Source organism: Pseudomonas sp. PF05 (assembly GCF_056521845.1).
Window position 1 is genome coordinate 77,314 of record NZ_JBWLPW010000010.1, and the last position, 16,312, is coordinate 93,625.

Annotated in this window: 12 protein-coding genes; 9 read left to right on the forward strand and 3 right to left on the reverse strand. The window is 61.9% G+C overall.

Going from position 1 to position 16,312, the window contains the following annotated elements:
• The first annotated feature begins 25 nt into the window (after nucleotides 1–25).
• The 8 genes from cpdA (at nucleotide 26) to AC09SL_RS17780 (ending at nucleotide 10,203) form a co-directional block, all read left to right on the forward strand.
• Nucleotides 26–841: a 3',5'-cyclic-AMP phosphodiesterase gene (cpdA, locus tag AC09SL_RS17745; RefSeq protein ID WP_058546577.1), complete on the forward strand. Its 816-nt coding sequence runs from the start codon at nucleotides 26–28 to the stop codon at nucleotides 839–841.
• 1,004 nt (nucleotides 842–1,845) lie between these two features.
• Complete coding sequence (locus AC09SL_RS17750) at nucleotides 1,846–2,178, forward strand: DUF6124 family protein (protein ID WP_064107014.1); 333 nt, start codon at nucleotides 1,846–1,848, stop codon at nucleotides 2,176–2,178.
• Between the two features lie 806 nt (nucleotides 2,179–2,984).
• Nucleotides 2,985–3,593 (forward strand): YqiA/YcfP family alpha/beta fold hydrolase, encoded by a 609-nt coding sequence (locus AC09SL_RS17755; RefSeq protein WP_058546505.1) that lies wholly within the window; start codon nucleotides 2,985–2,987, stop codon nucleotides 3,591–3,593.
• 42 nt (nucleotides 3,594–3,635) lie between these two features.
• Nucleotides 3,636–5,540 carry a DNA topoisomerase IV subunit B gene (parE, locus tag AC09SL_RS17760; protein ID WP_058546506.1) on the forward strand — a complete coding sequence of 635 codons (1,905 nt, stop codon included), beginning with the start codon at nucleotides 3,636–3,638 and terminating at the stop codon, nucleotides 5,538–5,540.
• Entirely contained in the window at nucleotides 5,540–6,526 is a 987-nt protein-coding gene (locus AC09SL_RS17765) for an esterase-like activity of phytase family protein (RefSeq protein WP_058546507.1), read from the forward strand. The genes parE and AC09SL_RS17765 overlap by 1 nt, the downstream gene beginning before the upstream one ends.
• Nucleotides 6,523–7,044 carry a retropepsin-like aspartic protease family protein gene (locus AC09SL_RS17770; RefSeq protein WP_058546508.1) on the forward strand — a complete coding sequence of 174 codons (522 nt, stop codon included), beginning with the start codon at nucleotides 6,523–6,525 and terminating at the stop codon, nucleotides 7,042–7,044. Before AC09SL_RS17765 ends, AC09SL_RS17770 begins: the two co-directional genes overlap by 4 nt.
• 10 nt (nucleotides 7,045–7,054) lie before the next feature.
• Nucleotides 7,055–9,319 (forward strand): DNA topoisomerase IV subunit A, encoded by a 2,265-nt coding sequence (gene parC, locus AC09SL_RS17775; protein WP_058546509.1) that lies wholly within the window; start codon nucleotides 7,055–7,057, stop codon nucleotides 9,317–9,319.
• Between the two features lie 179 nt (nucleotides 9,320–9,498).
• Nucleotides 9,499–10,203, forward strand: a complete 705-nt coding sequence (locus tag AC09SL_RS17780; protein ID WP_058546510.1) for a PqiC family protein — start codon at nucleotides 9,499–9,501, stop codon at nucleotides 10,201–10,203.
• 239 nt (nucleotides 10,204–10,442) lie between these two features.
• Here the strand turns inward: AC09SL_RS17780 and AC09SL_RS17785 are convergent, their stop codons facing one another.
• Nucleotides 10,443–11,957: an AhpA/YtjB family protein gene (locus AC09SL_RS17785; RefSeq protein ID WP_058546511.1), complete on the reverse strand. Its 1,515-nt coding sequence runs from the start codon at nucleotides 11,955–11,957 to the stop codon at nucleotides 10,443–10,445.
• Between the two features lie 133 nt (nucleotides 11,958–12,090).
• Here AC09SL_RS17785 and serB point away from each other — a divergent pair, with 133 nt between their 5' ends.
• On the forward strand, nucleotides 12,091–13,305 hold the full coding sequence (gene serB / locus AC09SL_RS17790) for a phosphoserine phosphatase SerB (protein ID WP_058546512.1): 1,215 nt from the start codon (nucleotides 12,091–12,093) through the stop codon (nucleotides 13,303–13,305).
• Between the two features lie 145 nt (nucleotides 13,306–13,450).
• On the opposite strand, the gene AC09SL_RS17795 is transcribed toward serB, so the two are convergent.
• A complete protein-coding gene (locus AC09SL_RS17795) occupies nucleotides 13,451–15,211 on the reverse strand; it encodes a hypothetical protein (RefSeq protein WP_058546513.1) in 1,761 nt (586 codons plus the stop codon).
• A 225-nt stretch (nucleotides 15,212–15,436) separates the two neighbouring features.
• Nucleotides 15,437–16,297 (reverse strand): archaetidylserine decarboxylase, encoded by an 861-nt coding sequence (gene asd, locus AC09SL_RS17800; protein ID WP_058546514.1) that lies wholly within the window; start codon nucleotides 16,295–16,297, stop codon nucleotides 15,437–15,439.
• Nucleotides 16,298–16,312: the final 15 nt, after the last annotated feature.

Consider the following 16,312-nt stretch of genomic DNA (forward strand, 5'->3'; position numbering starts at 1 on the left):
GCGAGTGCGCCTGGGAGAGAGCGATTTGCCGAGCGTATCCACCTTGACCCGCGCCGATGCGGCGTTGCTGGTCCAACTGTCTGACAGCCATTTGTTCGCCGATGCCGACGCCTCGTTGCTGGGCATGAATACCCGTGACAGTTTGCGGGCGGTCGTTGATTTGGTGCTCAAGCAGCAGCCGGACATCGATCTGATGCTCGCCACTGGGGACCTGTCCCAGGACGGTACGCTGGAGTCCTACGCGGCGTTTCGGCAGTTGACTGCGCGAATCGATGCGCCGGCGCGGTGGATTCCGGGTAACCATGATGAGCCGCAGGTGATGCTTGAGGCGGCGGTCAAGAGCACGTTGCTCGATCCGGTGGTGGACATTGGCAACTGGCGCGTGACGATGCTCGACTCTGCCGTGCCCGGATCGGTGCCGGGGTTTTTGGCCGAGGAGCAGTTGATTCTGTTGGCCAATGCCTTGAGTGAGGCGCCGGAGCGGCATCATCTGGTGTGCCTGCATCATCATCCGGTGTCGGTTGGGTGTGTGTGGATGGAGCCGATTGGGTTGCGTAATCCGGAGGCGTTGTTTGCAGTGCTGGATCGGTTTCCTCAGGTGCGGGCGGTGTTGTGGGGGCATGTGCATCAGGAGGTTGACCGGATGCGCGAGAGGGTTCGTTTGTTGGCTTCGCCTTCGACCTGTATTCAGTTTGAGCCTGGGAGTGAGGATTTTGCGGTGGGCTCGCAGGCGCCGGGGTATCGGTGGTTGCGGTTGTTGCCGGATGGGCGGTTGGAGACGGGGGTTGAGCGGGTGGTTGGGTTTGCGTTTACCCCGGACTATGGTTCCAACGGTTACTGAGGACGAGGCGGCCTTTCAGCCGGCCTGTCTCTCCCGGTTGTACATCCGTCAGGTCTGTGGGAGCAAAGCTTGCTCGCGAGGCGGCCTGATAGCCGACCTGGCTCTTGCGGTCGTACACCCATCCAATTGTGGGAGCGAGCCTGCTCGCGAAGGCGGCGTGATTGAGTACATATCCATTGCTGCGGTAACGGCTGCTTAGGGTTCCGCCCTGACGGCGGCTCACTTTTTTTCAAACGCCAAAAAAAGTAAGCAAAAAAGGCTTGCCCCACCACTCGGTGCCTCGCCTAGGCTCGGCATGCCCGAACGAAGGCATTGCTCCGTGGGCCCGCCGCGAAGGGCCATCCATGGCCCAGCGCGGCTATCCCGGCATCCATGCCGGGATGCCCACTGCGCAATACCTGCGTTCGGCCATCGTGGTTAACGGGGCCTCAAGATCAAAAGCCAAGCCGAGGCGGCCTTAAAGCCGACCTGGCTCTCCTAGTCGTACACCTGTCAGGTCTGTGGGAGCAAAGCTTGCTCGCGAGGCGGCCTTATAGCCGACCTGACTCTCTCGCTCGTACACCCGTCATATCTGTGGGATCGGCAGTGGTCGCAAATTCCTAGGTCACACTGACCCAATGTGGGAGCGAGCCTGCTCGCGATGATGGCCTGACAGCCGACCAGGATTGTGGGAATGGTCGGACAATCCTCCGGGCTGCAGCAGATTTTTCCGACGAGCTCTGGCGGTTGCCGGGTGGGAAGGGCTGTCGCTAGTCTTTTCCCGTCGCTGCAAATTCAGCGGCCGGGCCTGGAAACCCGATAAGTGAGGGTGCAACAGCGCGTCACATGAGATACTGCATCGCTTTTTTGCGTGTGCAGTTCTGCGTTATGGCGGCTGTGCGCGGGAGACTTTCGAGTCTGCCGGGTTTTGCTCCTTCACTCCGGTTTTCCAGCCCGCGCATAGCTGCCACCCTCTCGCCTGGAAACGGGAGATGGCGGTTCCACTACGTTAGAGGAGCTGCATCATGTTCAAAGCCACACCCAATCCCCCCGAAACCGATCCCCAAAAATTCGATGAAGCCGCCAAGCGCGCCATCGACCACTATCTCGACCCCAAACCTCAAGCCAAAAAGAAAAAGCCCTCAGGCCAACTGTTCACCGTCGTGGACGGCGTCGACACCGAAAGCCTGCTGGCCAACCTCAGCGAAACCCTGGCTTCAGCCGATGCCATGGTCAGCGACCTTGCCTTCGACCTGAAAGGCTCGCGACGCCATGTTGCCCTTGGCATTCAGCAACTGATCGAGCTGGGCGCTTTATTGGCGAATCGGATGCTGGACAACGTCAATACACAACCCTGACCACACCGCGCGCAGAAGCCCGCAAGATCGCTCCCACACAGTTTTTTGGTCGTTTACAAGATCAATGCCCACCGCCGATCCCTGTGGGAGCAAAGCTTGCTCGCGATATCGGTGGGTCTACTTGCATTAATGCTGAATGTGCCGCCGTCTTCGCGAGCAAGCCCGCTCCCACAATGGGATCGGAGTACGACCGCAGAACCAGGCCAGCTGTCAGGCCGTCTCGCGAGCAAGCTTTGCTCCCACAGGACCTGCTCAAACAGATCTGATGGGCGTACGACCAGGAGAATCAGGTCGGCTACTAGGCCGCCTCGTGGTGGACGTTGATCTCGGCGCCCCGTTAACCACGCTGGCCGAACGCAGGCATTGTGGAGTGGGCAACCCGGCATGGATGCCGGGTTAGCCGCGCTGGGCCATGGATGGCCCTTCGCGGCGGCCCACGGAGCAATGCCGGAGTGAGGGCATGCCGAGCCTAGGCGAGGCACCAAGTGGTGGGGCAAAAGCGTTTTGCTTACTTTTGCGCTTCTCAAAAGTGAGCCGCCGTCAGGGCGGAACCCTAAGTGGCCGTTACCGCAGCAATGGATATGTACTCAGTCAAGCCGCCATCGCGAGCAGGCTCGCTCCCACAGTTTGATCGAAGTACAACAGGGAGTACCAGGTCGGACACCAGGCCGCCATCGCGAGCAAGCTTTGCTCCCACAGGTGCATTGATCGACGATTCATAGGAGGCAACTAGACGGTCAAATCCCCCCAACCACCGCAATCTCCCTGTAAACTCCGGCCTTTGCCCAACACCCAGGGAGTCGGCAATGTCGGGTTCGATCCTTTATATCCATGGCTTCAACAGCGCCCCGGCGTCGACCAAGGCCAGCCAGTTGACCCAAGTGATGGCACGCCTGGGCCTGAGCGACCAGTTGCAGGTGCCCGCCTTGCATCACCACCCTCGCCAAGCCATCGGTCAGCTGGAGCAGGCGATTACAGAACTGGGGCGCCCGCTGCTGGTCGGCAGCTCGCTCGGCGGCTACTATGCGACTCACTTGGCCGAGCGCCACGGCCTCAAGGCCCTGCTGGTCAACCCTGCCGTCAGCCCGCATCGGATGTTCGACGGCTACCTGGGCACGCAGAAGAATTTGTACACCGACGAAGCCTGGGAGTTGACCCACGACCACGTCACGGCCCTGGCCGAGTTGGAAGTGCCGGCGCCCCGGGATCCGCAACGGTATCAGGTATGGTTGCAAACCGGTGACGAAACGCTGGATTATCGCCACGCCCAACAGTATTACGGCGCCTGTGCCTTGCGCATCCAGGCCGGCGGCGACCACAGTTTCCAAGGGTTTGCCCAGCAGTTGCCGGCGCTGTTGAGTTTTGCCGGCATTGGCGCCGATTTGTACCAGGCGATCGACTTCACGTCGCTGTGAGCCCATCGCCCCTTTTTCATTGAACACTGACGACGAGACCCCATGGCCACTCCCAGCGCTAGCTCTTATAACGCAGACGCCATCGAAGTCCTCTCGGGCCTCGACCCGGTGCGCAAGCGCCCCGGCATGTACACCGACACCAGTCGGCCGAACCACCTCGCCCAGGAAGTCATCGACAACAGTGTCGACGAAGCCTTGGCCGGGCATGCGAAGTCGGTGCAGGTCATCCTGCACGCTGACCATTCGCTGGAAGTCAGCGATGACGGCCGCGGCATGCCGGTGGACATTCACCCTGAAGAAGGGGTGTCGGGCGTCGAGCTGATCCTCACCAAGCTCCACGCCGGCGGCAAGTTTTCCAACAAGAACTACCAGTTCTCCGGCGGTCTGCACGGGGTGGGTATTTCCGTGGTCAATGCCTTGTCGACCCAGGTGCGGGTGCGGGTCAAGCGTGACGGCAACGAATACCAGATGACCTTCGCCGATGGCTACAAGGCCACCGAGCTGGAAGTGGTCGGCACCGTCGGCAAGCGCAACACCGGGACCAGCGTGTATTTCGCTCCGGACCCGAAGTATTTCGATTCACCGAAGTTTTCCGTCAGCCGCCTCAAGCACGTGCTCAAGGCCAAGGCCGTGTTGTGCCCGGGGCTGCTGGTCAGTTTCGAGGACAAGGCCACTGGCGAGAAAGTCGAGTGGCATTACGAAGACGGTTTGCGCTCGTACCTGGTGGACGCGGTCAGCGGTTTCGAACGCCTGCCCGACGAGCCGTTCTGCGGCAGCCTGGCCGGTAACAAGGAAGCCGTGGATTGGGCGTTGTTGTGGCTGCCCGAAGGCGGCGAAAGCGTCCAGGAAAGCTACGTCAACCTGATCCCTACGGCCCAGGGCGGCACCCACGTCAACGGCTTGCGCCAGGGCCTGCTCGATGCCATGCGCGAGTTCTGCGAGTTCCGCAACCTGTTGCCCCGTGGTGTGAAGCTGGCGCCGGAAGACGTCTGGGAGCGCATCGCTTTCGTCTTGTCGATGAAGATGCAGGAACCGCAATTCTCCGGCCAGACCAAGGAACGCCTGTCGTCCCGCGAAGCGGCGGCGTTTGTTTCCGGGGTGGTCAAGGACGCGTTCAGCCTGTGGCTCAACGCCAACCCGGAAACCGGTTTGGCCCTGGCCGAACTGGCGATCAATAACGCCGGCCGCCGCCTCAAGGCCAGCAAGAAGGTCGAGCGCAAGCGCATCACCCAGGGGCCGGCATTGCCGGGCAAGCTCGCCGATTGCGCCGGGCAGGACCCGATGCGTTCGGAGCTCTTCCTGGTGGAAGGTGACTCCGCTGGCGGCTCGGCCAAGCAGGCGCGGGACAAAGAGTTCCAGGCGATCCTGCCGTTGCGGGGCAAGATCCTCAACACCTGGGAAGTGGACGGCAGCGAAGTGCTGGCCAGCCAGGAAGTGCATAACATCGCCGTGGCCATCGGTGTCGACCCGGGCGCCGAGGACATGAGCCAGCTGCGCTATGGCAAGATCTGCATCCTCGCCGACGCCGACTCCGACGGTTTGCACATCGCCACGTTGCTCTGCGCCTTGTTCGTCCAGCATTTCCGTCCGCTGGTGGATGCCGGCCACGTTTACGTCGCAATGCCGCCGCTGTACCGCATCGACCTGGGCAAGGAAATCTATTACGCCCTGGACGAAGCCGAGCGCGACGGCATTCTGGATCGCCTGGTCGCCGAGAAGAAACGCGGCAAGCCACAGGTCACCCGATTCAAGGGCCTGGGCGAGATGAACCCGCCGCAACTGCGTGAAACCACCATGGATCCGAACACCCGCCGTCTGGTGCAGTTGACCCTGGATGATTTCGAAGCGACGTCGGAGATGATGGACATGCTGCTGGCGAAGAAGCGCGCCGGCGATCGCAAGTCCTGGCTCGAATCCAAAGGGAACCTGGCCGAGGTGTTGGCCTGATGCGCAACGGTTTCGCCCTGGCGTTGTTGCTGTGGGCGGGGGGTGTCGTTGCCGGGCCTGCACCCGAGCTGAAGTTGCTGTCCGAGCATGCCGTCGATGGCATGCGCGGCGGCAATCTGTCAGGGCTGGCGCTGTGCGGCGACGAAATGTGGACGGTATCCGATCGCGACGATGACCGGATCTACCGCCTCAAACCCGTCGATGCGCCGGTCTGGCAAGCCGAAGTGGTTGAAATCGAGGTGCCCGAGGTGCCGGACAACGGTTTGCCATGGGGTTTGCGCTCACGGACTTGGGCGGCCTCGTTCCTGCGCGGTGGTGAGCTGGATTTCGAAGGCATCAGCTGCGACAGCGCTGGCAATCGCTATGTGGTCAGCGAGTCCCATGCCGCCGTGCTGCAGATACCGCCGACGGGGCCGGCGACCTGGTTGAAAATTGCACCAACCATGCTCCGCCAGGCCCGCGCCAGTGGCATGTTGCTGCATTTCAATGCGTTGTTCGAAGGCTTGGCCGTCAACCCGGCCGGTGACCAACTGTGGTTGGCGGCCGAGCGTGAGCGTCGCGGGCTTTTGCGGGTCAAGCGCCAGCAAACGGTGTGGGACTGCGATGGCAATTGCGTACTGCTGAGCGAAGCGGGGCTGGAGATGCAGCCGGCGCAATTTCCCAAGGCCAAGGCGGTTTCGCGCGATTTTGCTGATCTGTCATTGTTCAATGGCAAGCTGTTTACCCTGGAACGCAACGCCTTCGAGATCTGTCGGCGTGATCCGCAGACCGCCCAAGTGGAGCGGTGCTGGTCGTTCGCCGCCGAGGCGTTGCAGGAGGGTCGGCGTTACTCCCAGGACTATGGGCTGGCCGAAGCGCTGGTCGTGGACGCCGAGGGCGCCTGGATCGGCCTGGACAACAACGACGGTGCCCGCGCCGACGGCGAAACGCGGCCGATCATCTGGCGCTTCGCCGCGCCGGACGGTGGCTGGGGCGCCTCGCCATGAGTCAGCAACTGCCGGGCAAGCGTGCTGGTCGGGTGTTGATGATCGTGGCCTGGTGCGCGGCGCTGTTCCTGGCAACGCGGTTTTTTGCCCAATGGGAACAGCGCCAGCAAAACCCCAATGCCCAGGTGTATTCGCAAAGAGGCGAAGGGTTTATCGAGGTGAAGTTGGTCGGCAACAGGCAGGGACATTTCGTCGCCAGCGGCCAGATCAACGGCCAGCCGGTGGATTTCATGCTCGACACGGGTGCCACCGACGTGGCGATTCCGGTGGAGTTGGCCGAGCGCCTCAAGCTGGAAAAAGGTTTCGGCGTGACGTTGAGTACCGCCAACGGTTTGAGCGAGGGCTATCGCACCCGCATCGACCGGCTGCAATTGGGTGACATCGTATTGCGCGATGTCCGCGCCCTGGTGGCGCCAGGCCTGGGTGGCACGCAAGTGCTGCTGGGCATGAGCGCCCTGAACAAACTTGAATTTACCCAGCGCGACGGCACCATGCTGCTGCGCCAGACAACGAACTGATGAGGCCCGCATGAGCGACATTCTTGCAGACAGCTTAGACGGCGTAGAGCGCCGATCGCTGGCTGACTTCACCGAAAATGCCTACCTCAATTACTCCATGTACGTGATCATGGACCGCGCCTTGCCGCACATCGGCGACGGCTTGAAACCGGTCCAGCGGCGAATCATCTATGCCATGAGTGAGCTGGGGCTGGATGCAGATTCCAAGCACAAGAAGTCGGCGCGTACCGTCGGTGACGTGCTCGGTAAGTTCCACCCCCACGGCGACTCGGCTTGCTATGAAGCCATGGTGCTGATGGCCCAGCCATTCAGCTATCGCTACACGCTGGTGGACGGGCAGGGCAACTGGGGTGCGCCGGACGATCCCAAGTCCTTCGCGGCCATGCGTTACACCGAGGCGCGGTTGTCGCGCTATTCCGAGGTACTGCTCAGCGAGCTGGGCCAGGGCACCGCGGACTGGGGGCCGAACTTCGACGGCACCCTCGACGAACCCCTGGTTTTGCCGGCACGTTTACCGAATATCCTCCTCAATGGCACCACCGGCATTGCCGTGGGCATGGCCACCGACGTGCCACCCCACAACCTGCGGGAAGTGGCCACGGCGTGCGTGCGTCTGCTGGACGAGCCCAAAGCCACGGTGGAGCAACTCTGCGAGCACATCCAGGGCCCGGACTATCCGACTGAAGCGGAAATCATCACGCCGCGCGCCGACCTGCTGAAAATCTACGAGACCGGTCGCGGTTCGGTGCGCATGCGCGCCGTGTACCACATCGAAGACGGCGACATCATTGTCACCGCGTTGCCGCACCAGGTCTCCGGGGCCAAGGTCTTGGAACAAATTGCCGCGATGATGCAGGCAAAACCGTCGAAAGCACCGCAAGTGGCTGACTTGCGCGACGAATCCGACCACGAAAACCCGTGCCGCATTGTGATCATCCCGGTCAACAGCCGAGTCGATCATGACGCGTTGATGCAGCACTTGTTCGCCAGCACTGACCTGGAGTCCAGCTATCGGGTCAACATCAACATCATCGGCCTGGACGGCAAGCCGCAGTTGAAAAACCTGCGGGCACTGCTGGTGGAGTGGCTGGAGTTCCGGGTCAAGACCGTGCGTCGGCGCCTGCAATTCCGCCTGGATAAGGTCGAGCGTCGCCTGCATCTGTTGGACGGTTTGCTGATTGCCTACCTCAACCTGGATGAAGTGATCCACATCATCCGCACCGAGGAGCACCCCAAGGCCAGCCTGATCGCCCGTTTTGCCCTGAGTGAAATCCAGGCCGACTACATCCTCGACACCCGCCTGCGGCAGTTGGCGCGGTTGGAAGAGATGAAGCTGCGCGCCGAACAGGACGAGCTCCTCAAGGAACAGGCCAAGCTGCAAGCCCTGCTGGGCAGCGAAGCCAAGCTCAAGAAGCTGGTGCGCACCGAACTGCTCAAGGATGCCGAGACCTATGGCGATGACCGTCGCTCGCCAATCGTCGAGCGTGCCGAAGCCAAGGCGCTGAGCGAGCACGATCTGCTGCCGAACGAGAAAGTGACTGTCGTGCTGTCAGAAAAAGGTTGGGTACGCTCCGCCAAAGGTCATGATATTGACGCGACGGGGCTTTCCTACAAGGCCGGGGATGGCTTCAAGGCCCTGGCAGCCGGGCGTTCCAACCAGTTTGCGGTGTTCGTCGACTCCACCGGGCGCAGTTATTCGGTGCCGGCGCATACCCTGCCATCGGCTCGCGGCCAGGGCGAACCGCTGACCGGTCGTTTAACGCCACCACCGGGTGCAACTTTTGAGTGCGTGCTGATGCCTGATGATGATGGACTGTACGTAATTGCATCGGACGCCGGTTACGGATTCGTGGTCAAGGGTGAGGATCTGCAAGCCAAGAACAAGGCGGGCAAGGCGTTGTTGAGCTTGCCGAACAACGCCAAGGTCATTGCCCCTCGCCCGGTGGCCGATCGGGAGAACAACTGGCTGGCTTCGGTCACCACCGAAGGCCGGTTGCTGGTGTTCAAGATCAGCGACCTGCCACAGCTGGGTAAAGGCAAGGGCAACAAGATTATTGGTATTTCCGGCGAACGGGTCGCTAGCCGTGAGGAATATGTCACGGATATTGCAGTGTTGCCGGAAGGCGCCACGCTTGTGCTACAGGCAGGAAAACGCACGCTTTCGTTGAAGGCGGACGATCTTGAGCATTACAAGGGTGAACGCGGTCGGCGGGGTAACAAGCTTCCAAGGGGGTTTCAGCGGGTCGATGCACTGCTCGTCGAAAACCTCAATTAGGCGTACTAGAGGGCTCGGTCTGCGATTAAATGCCGCAGATCGATACTTTCGCGCTGGAGTCGGCGCGCATATTCACGGATGATAGGCCCTTTCAAGCGCCGGCGTGGCCGAGCGTTCTTCATAATGACCGAGTATTTTTTCATTGTGGTAAGCCTTGTGGCTGCCACCTGGACGGAACGATGACTGCTCTGCGCCTCCCTATTTTGTGGCTCGCCGGCCTGCTTGGCCTGGCGGGCTGCAGCATGAACCAGCCGGTGTCGCTGTACCAACTGGACAGCGGAACCCCAGCCCAGCCTGCGCAAAGCACAGGCATGGCAGTATTGCTGGGGCCGGTCCTGATCGCCGACTACCTGCAACGCGAAACCTTGTTGCAACGCCAGCCGGACGGCAGCCTGCAAGCCGCCACTGACGGGCGTTGGGCTGGCAGCCTGTCTTCGGACATCGATCAGTTGCTGCTACGCCAGGTTGCCGGGCACCTGGACAGCCAGCGTGTGGTGCTGGCACCTGCAACCCAAGGCTTCACCCCGGATGTACAGGTGCTGCTGTCGATTACCCGCCTGGACTCGGGTAAAGCCCAGCCGGCAGTGCTCGATGCCCAATGGCGATTGATCGACCGTCGTGGCAAGGTGCGTGAGAACCGCATCATTCATCTGCAAGAGCAACATGCCGGCACCACGGCGGCACAGGTCCAGGCCCAGGGCGTGCTCCTGCAACGCCTGGCCGAACAGTTGTCCGTGTCGCTCAAGCCCCTGGCCAACCAGCCGCCTGTTGCAGACGTTCCACGCAAGCCTGCTCCCGCCCCGGCCAAGCCGGCAGAAAAGAACAACGACAAGATCCCGATGGCTTTGCCGATTCGTACGGACATGGAAGTGTTCAGGTTCTGATGGTGGGACCGGATACAAAACAAAGCCCGCGTTGATGCGGGCTTTGTTGTTTCTGCCGGTTGGATTTTCCGGCGCCTGTATCGGCCCTATCGCGAGCAAGCTCGCTCCCACAGGAGGTTCTCTGTATGGCCACAGGCCCCTGTGGGAGCGAGCTTGCTCGCGATGAGGCCGGCCCAGACAACAAAAAAGCCCGCAGACAATCACTCATCTGCGGGCTTCGTCATTTCAGGTCCTGAGACTCAGGCCTGACGCTCATGCATCCGTGCCAACTGCCGCTCCAGCATCGATGGATAAGGCTCCATCAACCGCTCCACGCAGCACGCGCCTTCGGGGCTGGCGATGGGGCGGATGCGGGCGCGCTGGCGGATCAGGGCGTCGTCGTTGATCTTGCGCTCCACCAGCAGCAGGTTGCGGCTGTGCTGCGACAGTGCCAGGGCGTCCTGGGCGGTTTCGGTCAGTAGCAGGTCGATCTGGCTCAGGCCGAACAAGCCATCACCCAGGGTCAGGCCCAGTTGCAGTTGCAGGGTGATGCCGCTGTCGGCGACTTCTATCTGCAACTGGTGGCCCAAGGCGCGCAGCAACTCACCGCAGCAAATGGCGTTGGTCAGGTAGTCGTCGCCGCTGTCTTCGGTGTGGAACAGCATCAGCGTGCTGCCGTCGTTCAGGGTGTGCAATTCGCCCTGATAGAGCGATGCGGCCTGGTCGAGGCAGTCGCGGTAGCGCTCAAGCAATTCCTTCAGGCGCGCCTGGGGCAGGCGACGCAGTTGGTCCTGGGCACCCAGTTGCACGGCCAGTACGGCGCTGTGCTGGGGCAGGTTCGAGACGACTGGCCTGGCGACCGGTTGAGGTGCCCCATCGACTGACTCGTCCCGCAGGTCGGCGAACGCGTCGTCGTCTTCCTCGTCCTCTACCGTGCGCACCAGGTGGCGTGGCGCCGGTCTGGAGGCGGGCATCGGCTGGCTTTCATCAAACCCTGGGTCGCGCAGGTTGCGCACTTCGAAGCCCGGTTCGGCATCGTCGTCCACATAGTCGATGTCTTCAGGTTCCGGCACGGGCTCAGGCTCCGGTGCGAAGCTTTCGTGCAGTTGCCGGGCCAGATCGCCGATTTCGTCCTGGCGCTGGGTGGCCGGCGTGTGTTCGTCGATGTCCCGCAGCCAGACACGCAATTGCAGCAGCGGCGTGGAGATGTGCCGTCCCAGGCGCAGGCTCAAGGCCAATGACAGCGCCAGCAGGATCGCGCTGAGGATACCCATGCTTTGCAGGCTGATGGTCATCGGTTGCTGGAACTGGTCCATGTCCAGGCTGATGCGCAGTTGCCCGGCGGTCACGTCCTGGAAGGTGATCTTGCTCTGGTACATGCCGCCGGGCTCGCCCAGCAGGCCAGGCTTGGGGCGCTGGCCGGCCTCGGCGAGGATCCGGTTGTCCACGCTGTAGATGGCGGCGTGGGCGACCAGTTTGTTCTTGGTCAGGTTGTTGAGCAGCACGTTGAGGCTGAGGATGTCGTTGGACACCAGCAGTTCGGTGGCGGATGTGGCAGTCTGGGTGGTCAGGCTTTCACCCAGGGCATCGGCCTGCTCATGCATGGCTTGCTTGAACTGCAAGCCCATCACGCAGGCATAGATAACCAGGGCCAGGGCGACCAGGATTACGTTATGGCTGGCAATGCGCAATGCAATCGGCACACGACGGTGACGCAGTGCACGGAAGATGAGCAGGAAGAAGTTGTCGGTTTTGACTGGCGTGGGCCGGTTCACTGAGCTCGGCTCTTTGTCCGTGAAATTGACGCGCAGTATAGCGACAGCCCCATGACCGGCAAAGCACTGGCGGTGCCCGATGGTCACTGAATGTGGGTAGAATGCGGTTTTTTTCCACCTGCGGGGGTGCGCCTTGCGCGAAATCGTCCTGATAAACATCACTGGCAGCGACCGTCCGGGTCTGACTGCGGCCATTACCGGCGTTCTGGCCCAGGGTGGTGTGAACATTCTCGACATCGGTCAGGCGGTGATCCACGACACGCTGTCGTTCGGCATCCTGGTTGAAATCCCGGACGCCGAACAAGGCAAGTCGGTGCTCAAGGACATCCTGTTCACTGCCTACAAGCTAGACCAACAGGTGCGCTTCACCCCGGTGTCCGAGGACGATTATCGGCATTGGGTGGCCGGCCAGGGCAAGAAGCGCCACATCGTTACCCTGTTGACTCGCAAGGTGACCGCCGAGCAGTTGCAGCGTGTCAGCTCGATCACCGCCAAGTATGACCTGAACATCGATCACATCGACCGACTGTCCGGGCGCATGCCGCTGGACACCCCGGAAGACAAGGGCAAGGGCTGCATCGAGTTTTCGGTGCGTGGCGAGCCGGCCGATCCCCAGGCGTTGCGTGCCGAGTTCCTCAGTGTGGCCCAGGAGCTGAACGTCGACATCGCCTTCCAGGAAGATTCGCTGTTCCGCCGTAACCGCCGCCTGGCGGTGTTCGACATGGACTCGACGCTGATCGAAGCCGAAGTCATTGACGAACTGGCCAAGGCGGCCGGCGTGGGCGACAAGGTCTCGGCCATCACCGAGCGAGCCATGGCTGGCGAATTGGATTTCCGCGCCAGCTTCAAAGAGCGCCTGGCGCTGCTCAAGGGGCTGGACGTCAGCGTGCTGGACTCCATTGGCGCTTCCCTGCGCCTGACCGAAGGCGCCGAGACGCTGTTCGCCGAACTCAAGCGCCTGGGCTACAAGACCGCCATCCTGTCCGGCGGTTTCACCTACTTCGCCAAGCAGTTGCAGGCCAAGCTCGGTATCGACTACGTGTTCGCCAACGAATTGGAAGTGGTGGATGGCAAGGTGACCGGCGTGGCCGTCGAGCCGATCGTCGATGCCCAGCGCAAGGCGGACCTGCTGCGAGAACTGGCTGAAAAAGAAGGCCTGCGCCTGGAGCAGACCATCGCCGTGGGTGACGGTGCCAACGACTTGCCGATGCTGGCGATAGCGGGCCTGGGCGTGGCGTTCCGCGCCAAGCCGCTGGTCAAGCAGTCGGCCAGGCAGGCGATTTCCACCTTGGGACTCGATGGGGTGTTGTACCTGTTGGGCTTCAGGGATCGTGACGGGCAGCTCTGAGTAACACACCGGTTTTGGAGTCATGCTTTTGTGGCGAGGGAGCTTGTGTAGGAGCTGCCGAAGGCTGCGATCTTTTGATCTTGATCTTTCGTTTGAGACTCAATTGGTGTTGGAAAGATCGCAGCCTCGCTTCGCTCGGCAGCTCCTACAGCGACTTCCACAACGAATCAAAATTCCCTTCTTGCTCGCTGCCATCCCCGGTGGCGGTTGAGTCTTCCGGGTGATAAGCAAACTGATTGAAGCTGTGGGTGCTGGTGACCCGACGGTCCAGGCCGGCGCGGCGTTCCTGGCCGTTGGTGTTGATCAACACCCGCTGGCCCTCCTGGAACGGCAGGCGCGGGGCGATCATAGTGGGGGGGAGGTCAATGGCGCTGATCTCGGGGAGTAACAGCCCGCGCAGGTAGTGACCGTGCTCATTTTCTTCCCGGACCAGTTGCAGCCCGCAAGGCTGGGCATGGGGGGCGACCAGTTCGATGCCCATCTGCATGGCGCCGTTGCGCACTTGCCGGATCCAGCGCACCACGGCAACGCTCCAGGCTTGGTCGCTGGTGTCGCGGATACCGATCATTTCCCCGGCTTGCAGTTGTTCCGGCACCTCTTTTGGCCAACCAAGGCAATAACCACCAGGGCTGTGGTTGATGATCGGCAGGTCGTAGGTCGGGAAGTGATGCTGGTTGTCGGAGCTGCTGCCGTCGTCATCGGCCGGGTTGACCGGATACTCGATTTCTTCATAGGGCAACAGGTCATTGTCGCCGGCCGGGGCGGCGTCGAAAGCCTGCTTCCAAGTGTCGTTGGTCTTGGCTGGCAAGGCTTCGAACTGTGCCTTGCGTGTGCTGGGGTTCTTCAGGATCTCGCTGAAAGAGCGCTCGCCGCCGAGGTAGTAGTGCAGCGCACTCATGCCCACGCACAGTGTCAGCGTGCCGTTGCCCTCGGTGCGCTGGAAACTGCGTTCCGCCGCTTCGCCCCAGGCGGCTTGCAGGTGATGCAAGGTGTCGACACTCATGCCTCCCGGTACTGGCAGGCTGTGCTCGGCAGGTTGTTCCAGGTGCGTGGCGATTGCGCGCACCAGAGGCTGTGGATCGAAGCCCTGCAAGGTTAGCTGCTGTTCGGCGCGGAACTTGGAGCGGTAGCGTGGCCCGACGTCCAGTTGCGGAGCGACCGCGAACAGGCCGGCAGCGCTGCTGGCGGGGTCCAGCTTGACCCACTGGCTCCAGGATTCGAGCGCTTCGGTCAGCCGTCCGATTTGGCTCTGGCGCAGTTGATTGCTGCGTGACGCCCCCAGCAACAGGGCGACGACATAGGTCTGCTCGGTGTTCAGTTGATGAACCTGGCTGGCCAGTTCATCACTCACGGCCAAGTGCTGCAGCCGATGCAGGCAGGCGATCCGGTACAACTGATGCAAGTCGAGCCAAAGCCCTTCAGGCACTGGGCTGTACAACTGACTGGCACGCAGCAGCGGGCCATTGAGGGCGTGTATCGCCCGTTGCAGCGCGGTGCTCAGCAGGCGGGCCCGGTCCTTGGTGTATTTCGACGCGATACGCGCCACGATCTGTTTGTAGCCCATCGCCAACTGGGTTTGCAGCGCCTGGCACAGGTTGACGATCTTGCGCGAGCGTTCATCCAGCACGATGGCCTGTTGCAGGAAGTGCCGCTCCAAGTGCTTGCAGACGTAATACACCTCGGGCCGTAGCAGCTCGAGCAGTTGCAGGCGATTGTCGCTGGGCGTGAGCAGTTGGTTGAGTTCACCAAGGGCTTGGTACAACAGGCGGGCTGTTTCGCCGATGTTGGCCTTGGGCAGGTTGGCGATCCAGCGCTTGAGGTCGCGTGGCGTGGCGTCGCAGAACGACAGGCGTGATTGCGTTGGGGTCAGGACGCGTAATAGCTGGAGAGGGCTGGTCTCATTCATGCCGTGTACGGGCTCCGGCGGGAAATGAACGTGATTTTTCCAACTCTAGCAGCTGACAGGCAGGTGTGTTGCCCTGAATGCGCTGTGGGAGCAAAGCTTGCTCGCGATGCGGGGGCCGCGGTTTCTTAATCGGCCGCGTTATCGTTCATCGCGGGCAAGCCTTGCTCCCACAGGGCTGAATCCCTGCAGATCCTCTACAAGGCCTGCTTCAAGGGCGGGCGTGAATCAGGCTTTTGGCAGTGCCAGGCCCTGGCCCATCTGCACTGGCGAACCGGCCACCAGGCCTTCGGCCCATTTCACCTGGTCCGGCCCAAACAGCACGACGGCCGTCGAACCCAGCTTGAAGCGACCCAGTTCGGCGCCTTTTTCCAGATGAATCGGCGCGCGGGCAGCTTCGTCATAACGGAAGGTTTTCAGCTGGCGCTTGGGCGGCGTCACCAGCCCGGCCCAGACGGTTTCGATGGATGCCACGATCATCGCGCCCACCAGCACCACGGCCATCGGCCCGCGTTCGGTGTCGAAGATGCACGCCACGCGCTCGTTGCGGGCGAACAGCTCCGGAACGTTTTCGGCGGTGGTCTGGTTGACCGAGAAAATCCGCCCGGGGATGTAGACCATTTCCCGCAGGGTGCCGGCCAGCGGCATGTGCACGCGGTGGTAGTCCTTGGGAGACAGATAGATGGTGGCGAAGTCGCCGCCCATGAACGGCGCCGCGTTGGCCGCATCACCGCCCAGCAGTTCCAGCACGCTGAAGCTGTGGCCCTTGGCCTGGAAGACCCGACCATGCTCGATCGGGCCGAGCTGGCTGACGGCACCGTCGGCGGGGCTGAGGATCGCGCCCGGGGTGTCGTCCAGCGGGCGTGCGCCGTCTTTCAGGGCGCGGGTGAAGAAGGCGTTGAAGTGCTCGTAGGCGCTCAGGTCTTCTACCAGCGCCTGGGACATGTCCACTTGGTAGCGCTTGGCGAACCACGCAGTGAAGGCGTTCTTGAACCAGCGCACGCGGCATTCGGCAATGCAGCCGGCCAGCCGCGACAGCAGGTGGTGGGGCAGCAGGTATTGGGTGAGGATGAACAAACGGTTTTTCATTAACTGTCCTTAAGA

Bases quoted from the DNA above. Each gene is read 5' to 3' on its own strand.
- AC09SL_RS17750 (WP_064107014.1), top strand. From the start codon at position 1,846: ATGTTCAAAGCCACACCCAATCCCCCCGAAACCGATCCCCAAAAATTC.
- AC09SL_RS17755 (WP_058546505.1), top strand. From the start codon at position 2,985: ATGTCGGGTTCGATCCTTTATATCCATGGCTTCAACAGCGCCCCGGCG.
- parE (WP_058546506.1), top strand. From the start codon at position 3,636: ATGGCCACTCCCAGCGCTAGCTCTTATAACGCAGACGCCATCGAAGTC.
- AC09SL_RS17765 (WP_058546507.1), top strand. From the start codon at position 5,540: ATGCGCAACGGTTTCGCCCTGGCGTTGTTGCTGTGGGCGGGGGGTGTC.
- AC09SL_RS17770 (WP_058546508.1), top strand. From the start codon at position 6,523: ATGAGTCAGCAACTGCCGGGCAAGCGTGCTGGTCGGGTGTTGATGATC.
- parC (WP_058546509.1), top strand. From the start codon at position 7,055: ATGAGCGACATTCTTGCAGACAGCTTAGACGGCGTAGAGCGCCGATCG.
- AC09SL_RS17780 (WP_058546510.1), top strand. From the start codon at position 9,499: ATGACTGCTCTGCGCCTCCCTATTTTGTGGCTCGCCGGCCTGCTTGGC.
- AC09SL_RS17795 (WP_058546513.1), bottom strand. From the start codon at position 15,211: ATGAATGAGACCAGCCCTCTCCAGCTATTACGCGTCCTGACCCCAACG.
- asd (WP_058546514.1), bottom strand. From the start codon at position 16,297: ATGAAAAACCGTTTGTTCATCCTCACCCAATACCTGCTGCCCCACCAC.